Below are 4,426 nucleotides of genomic sequence, written 5' to 3'. Positions count from 1 at the left end.
CCGGGGAAACCCGCCCCCCCCCCCCCCCCCCCCCCCCCCCCCCCCCCCCGGCGGCCGCCCCCCCCCCCCCCCCCCCCCCCCCCCCGCCACGTCAGGCCGGCGCTCCGGCGAGGCCGAGGCGGCCGGCGAGGCGGTCGAGCGAGGCGAGCACCTCGTCGGGCGACCTGTCCGGCACGCCCCAGATCAGCTCGGTGGCGCCGGCCTCGGCCCAGGCGGCCAGGTCGGCGGGGTCGGGCTTGAAGGCGATCAGGATCCGGATGTCGGGGGCGCCGTCGCGGCCGGCCTCGGCCCAGGCGGCCTTGAGCGCCTCGATGTGGGCGCCGATGTCAGACTGGGCCGGCGTGGTCATCCAGCCGTCGGCGTGCTCGGCGATCCAGCGGAAGGTCTTGGGGCCGCCGCCGGCGCCGATGATCAGCGGCACGTGGGCCTGCACCGGCTTGGGCCAGGCCCAGGACGGGCCGAACGACACGAACTCGCCGTCGTAGGCCGCCTCCTCCTGGGTCCACAGCGCGCGCATCGCCTCGACGTACTCCTTGAGGACGGTGCGTCGCTTGCCGGCCGGCACGTGGTGGTCGGCGAGCTCGTCGGTGTTCCACCCGAAGCCCGCGCCGACCTCGACCCGACCCCCGGAGAGGTGGTCGAGGGTCGCGATCTGCTTGGCCAGCGTGATCGGGTCCGACTCCACCGGCAGCGCGACCGCGGTGGAGAGGCGGATCCGCGAGGTCGCCTGCGCGACGGTGGCCAGCGTGATCCACGGGTCGAGCGTGCGCAGGTAGCGGTCGTCGGGCAGCTGCTCGCCACCGGTGGGGTGCAGCGCCTCGCGCTTGACGGGGATGTGGGTGTGCTCCGGCACGTAGAAGGTGTCGAACCCCCGCTCCTCGGCCGCGCGGCCCAGGTCGGCCGGCCGGATGCCGCGGTCGGAGGTGAAGAGGACGAGGCCGTTGCGCATGCGCGCCAGACTAGAACCAGTTCTAGTTTGTTGGGAAGTTCCTAGACTGCTCGCATGCCCGACCGCCCACCCGCCAGCCAACCGGACGCCGTATGGCAGGACCTCTGCATCGACGCCCTCGACCCCTCGCGCCTGGGCCGGTTCTGGGCCGCGGTCACCGGGTTGACCCTCGTCGACGAGCCCGACCACGTCCACCTCGACGGACCCACCCCGCGACACCGGATCTGGGTCAACGAGGTCGACCGGCCCAAGACCGTGAAGAACCGGCTGCACCTCGACGTCGACGTCGCCTCGGTGGACGAGGTGGTGGCGCTGGGAGCGACCGTGCTGGCCCCCGCCGAGGAGACCGGCTTGGGCTGGACGGTGCTGGCCGATCCCGAGGGGCACGAGTTCTGCGCCTTCGTGCGCGAGCCGGACCGGCTGCCGGCGTACCGCCTCCACGGAGTGGGCGTCGACTGCGTCGACGCCGAGCGGCTGGCGCGCTGGTGGGGCGAGCGGTTCGGCGTCGAGCCGGAGGACCACGACGGCTGGTGGACGTTGTCGGGGGTGGCGTCCGACGAGCGGATGACGCTCGACTTCTCGACCGTGCCCGAGCCGCGGCAGGGGCCCAACCGGGTGCACTGGGACGTCGTGGGCCGGGTCGAGGACTTCCTGGCCGCCGGAGCGACCCACCTGTGGGACACCGAGCACTGGGTGGTGCTGGCCGACCCCGAGGGCCACGAGTTCTGCGTGTTCGCGCCGGGTGGGGACGACGCGGAGCCGGCTGGTTGACTGACGTCATGCCCGTGCTCGACCTCGCCGCAGACGCCGTCACCCTGACCCGCCAGCTGGTCGACATCGAGTCGGTGAGCCGCGACGAGCGCGTGATCGCCGACGCCGTCGAGGAGGCGCTGCGCCCGCTCGGCCACCTCGAGGTCACCCGGCACGGCAACACCGTCGTGGCGCGCACCGACCTCGGGCGCGGCGAGCGGGTGGTGATCGCCGGTCACCTCGACACCGTGCCGGTCAACGCCAACCTGCCGAGCCGGCTCGAGGGCGGGCTCCTGCACGGGCTCGGCACCTGCGACATGAAGGGCGGCGACGCGGTGATCCTGCGGCTGGCCGCGACGGTGACCGAGCCGCTGCGCGACGTCACCTACGTGCTCTACGAGGGCGAGGAGATCGAGTCGGAGTTCAACGGGCTGCGCCACCTCGCCGAGCGCTCGCCCGAGCTGGTGGCGGCCGACTTCGCGATCCTGATGGAGCCGTCGAACGCCGTGGTCGAGGCCGGCTGCCAGGGGACGCTGCGCGTCGACGTCCGCACCACCGGCGAGCGCGCCCACTCGGCCCGCTCGTGGAAGGGCGTCAACGCCATCCACGGAGCCGCGGAGGTGCTGGCGCGGCTGGTGGCCTTCGAGCCGCGGCAGCCGGTCATCGACGGCCTGACCTACCACGAGGGCCTCAACGCCGTCGGCATCAGCGGCGGGGTCGCGGGCAACGTGATCCCCGACGAGTGCGTGGTGAGCGTGAACTTCCGGTTCGCCCCCGACCGCAGCGAGGCCGAGGCGGAGCAGTTCGTCCGCGACTTCTTCGACGGCTTCGAGGTCACGCTCACCGACTCCGCCCCCGGCGCGCTGCCGGGGCTCGACCGCCCCGCCGCCCGCGCGTTCGTCGACGCCGTCGGCGGCGAGGTCAACCCCAAGTTCGGGTGGACGGACGTCGCCCGGTTCACCGCCCTCGGGGTGCCCGCCGTCAACTTCGGCCCGGGCGACCCGATGCTGGCCCACAAGCAGGAGGAACACGTGCCGGTGGCACACATCGAGCAGTGCGAGCGACAGCTCCGGGCGTGGCTGACGGGAGGGGCCCGGTGAAGTCGAAGCAGAAGGGTCCCGTCACCCAGCGGCGCAACCAGATCGAGCACACCACCACCGACCAGCGGCTGCTCGACTCCCGCGGGCCCAGCGACTGGGTGCACACCGACCCGTGGCGGGTGCTGCGCATCCAGGCCGAGTTCGTCGAGGGGTTCGGCACCCTGGCCGAGCTCGGCCCGGCCATCGCGGTCTTCGGGTCGGCGCGCACGGCGGTCGACCACCCGTCGTACGCCCTCGGCGAGAAGCTCGGCCGCGCGCTGGTGGAGGCCGGCTTCGCGGTGATCACCGGCGGCGGCCCGGGGGCGATGGAGGCCGCCAACAAGGGGGCCAGCGAGGGCGGCGGCGTCAGCGTGGGCCTCGGCATCGAGCTGCCCTTCGAGTCCGGCCTCAACGACTGGGCCGACATCGGGATCGTGTTCCGCTACTTCTTCGCCCGCAAGACCATGTTCGTGAAGTACTCCCAGGGCTTCGCGGTGCTGCCCGGCGGGATGGGCACCCTCGACGAGCTGTTCGAGGCGGTGACGCTGGTGCAGACGCAGAAGGTCACCCAGTTCCCGATCGCGCTGCTGGGCGTCGACTACTGGACCGGGCTCTTCGACTGGCTGCGCGGCACCGTGCTGGCCGACGGCAACATCAAGCAGAGCGACATCGACATGTTCACGCTCACCGACGACGTCGACGAGGTGGTCGCCCTCATGTCCGCCGCCCGCGAGGGCCGGTGACCCGCTCGTGATGTGGCTGTTCGCGGCGCTGCTGGTGCTGGTGATGGGCGGGGTCGCGGCGGTCGCCGCCGGCCGCGGCGCGCCGCTGGCCGAGGAGCACGACGACCGCCCCGACGCCCTGGTGCCGGCCTCCGGCCCGCTCGCCGGTGCCGACCTGCGCCGGCTGCGCTTCTCGCTGGCCTTCCGCGGCTACCGGATGTCGGAGGTCGACGCGCTGCTCGACCGGCTGGCCGGCCAGCTGGAGGAGCAGGAACGGCGCCCGCAGGTGGCCGAGGCCGCCGAAACCGGTCCGGACCGTTCCGACGAGTCGCTTGGCGACCCCGGGGTGAAGTAGGGCACACTCCGGCGTGTGTCCGCCGAGCAGATCGCGTGGGTCCTGACCGGGCTGGGTGTCCTGGCCGTGGTCCTGACCCGCCTGCGCCTGCGCGGGGGCCACGGCGCCGGCCGGATCGACGTGGGCAGCCGGGTGCTGACGTTCCACACCTTCTTCGGCGTGGTCGCGCTGGCCACCTGGATCTCGTTCCTGCTGGCACCCGACGACTCGCCGTTCGGCGGCAACGTCGTCGGCATCGTCTCGCTGGCCTGCTGGTGGGTGGTGACCACCTGCGCGATGATCATCCTGCTGCGCTGGCTGCCCAGCAAGGGCCGTCACGCCACCGAGGCCCGGGCCGACGGCTGGACCCGGGGGCCGTGGCTGTCGGTGATCGCCCACGTCGGCACCCTGGCCGGCGTCATCTGGTTCACCTGGGCCTACCTCAACTCCAAGGTCTGAGCTCGTGCCCGGTCGTGGTCGCGGACCGGTCGCGGCGGTGCTGGCCGGCCTGGTCGCCGGCCTGGTCGCCGGCCTGCTCGCGGCGATCGCGCCGGGCACGGCGACCGGCTCGCCGGCGCCCGCCAGCACCGCC

Annotated in this window: 6 protein-coding genes; 5 read left to right on the top strand and 1 reads right to left on the bottom strand. The window is 73.5% G+C overall.

Annotated features, from left to right (window positions below; genetic code table 11):
- Positions 1-91: 91 nt before the first annotated feature.
- Positions 92-949, bottom strand: coding sequence for an LLM class F420-dependent oxidoreductase (locus JT721_RS02310; RefSeq protein WP_205471285.1), 858 nt, complete (start codon positions 947-949; stop codon positions 92-94).
- Between the two features lie 54 nt (positions 950-1,003).
- Here JT721_RS02310 and JT721_RS02305 point away from each other — a divergent pair, with 54 nt between their 5' ends.
- From JT721_RS02305 to JT721_RS02285, 5 genes are read left to right on the top strand one after another with little or no spacing between them, the layout of a single operon-like run.
- The gene (locus tag JT721_RS02305) at positions 1,004-1,720 is read left to right on the top strand and encodes a VOC family protein (RefSeq protein WP_205471284.1); all 717 of its coding nucleotides are present in this window, start codon (positions 1,004-1,006) and stop codon (positions 1,718-1,720) included.
- Positions 1,721-1,728: 8 nt separating this feature from the next.
- Positions 1,729-2,799 (top strand): succinyl-diaminopimelate desuccinylase, encoded by a 1,071-nt coding sequence (dapE, locus tag JT721_RS02300; RefSeq protein WP_205471283.1) that lies wholly within the window; start codon positions 1,729-1,731, stop codon positions 2,797-2,799.
- A complete protein-coding gene (locus JT721_RS02295) occupies positions 2,796-3,521 on the top strand; it encodes a TIGR00730 family Rossman fold protein (protein ID WP_307827848.1) in 726 nt (241 codons plus the stop codon). Before dapE ends, JT721_RS02295 begins: the two co-directional genes overlap by 4 nt.
- A 10-nt stretch (positions 3,522-3,531) precedes the next feature.
- Entirely contained in the window at positions 3,532-3,855 is a 324-nt protein-coding gene (locus tag JT721_RS02290; RefSeq protein ID WP_205471281.1) for a DivIVA domain-containing protein, read from the top strand.
- Between the two features lie 15 nt (positions 3,856-3,870).
- Positions 3,871-4,293 (top strand): hypothetical protein, encoded by a 423-nt coding sequence (locus JT721_RS02285; RefSeq protein WP_205471280.1) that lies wholly within the window; start codon positions 3,871-3,873, stop codon positions 4,291-4,293.
- The last annotated feature ends 133 nt before the right edge of the window (positions 4,294-4,426 follow it).

It is taken from the genome of Nocardioides sp. SYSU D00038 (genome assembly GCF_016924665.1).
Classification (GTDB): Bacteria; Actinomycetota; Actinomycetes; order Propionibacteriales; family Nocardioidaceae; genus Nocardioides.
Note: the sequence above shows the minus strand (reverse complement) of the source record. Positions and strands in the feature narration are given on the sequence as shown.

Bases quoted from the DNA above. Each gene is read 5' to 3' on its own strand.
- JT721_RS02290 (WP_205471281.1), top strand. From the start codon at position 3,532: ATGTGGCTGTTCGCGGCGCTGCTGGTGCTGGTGATGGGCGGGGTCGCG.
- dapE (WP_205471283.1), top strand. From the start codon at position 1,729: ATGCCCGTGCTCGACCTCGCCGCAGACGCCGTCACCCTGACCCGCCAG.
- JT721_RS02305 (WP_205471284.1), top strand. From the start codon at position 1,004: ATGCCCGACCGCCCACCCGCCAGCCAACCGGACGCCGTATGGCAGGAC.
- JT721_RS02310 (WP_205471285.1), bottom strand. From the start codon at position 949: ATGCGCAACGGCCTCGTCCTCTTCACCTCCGACCGCGGCATCCGGCCG.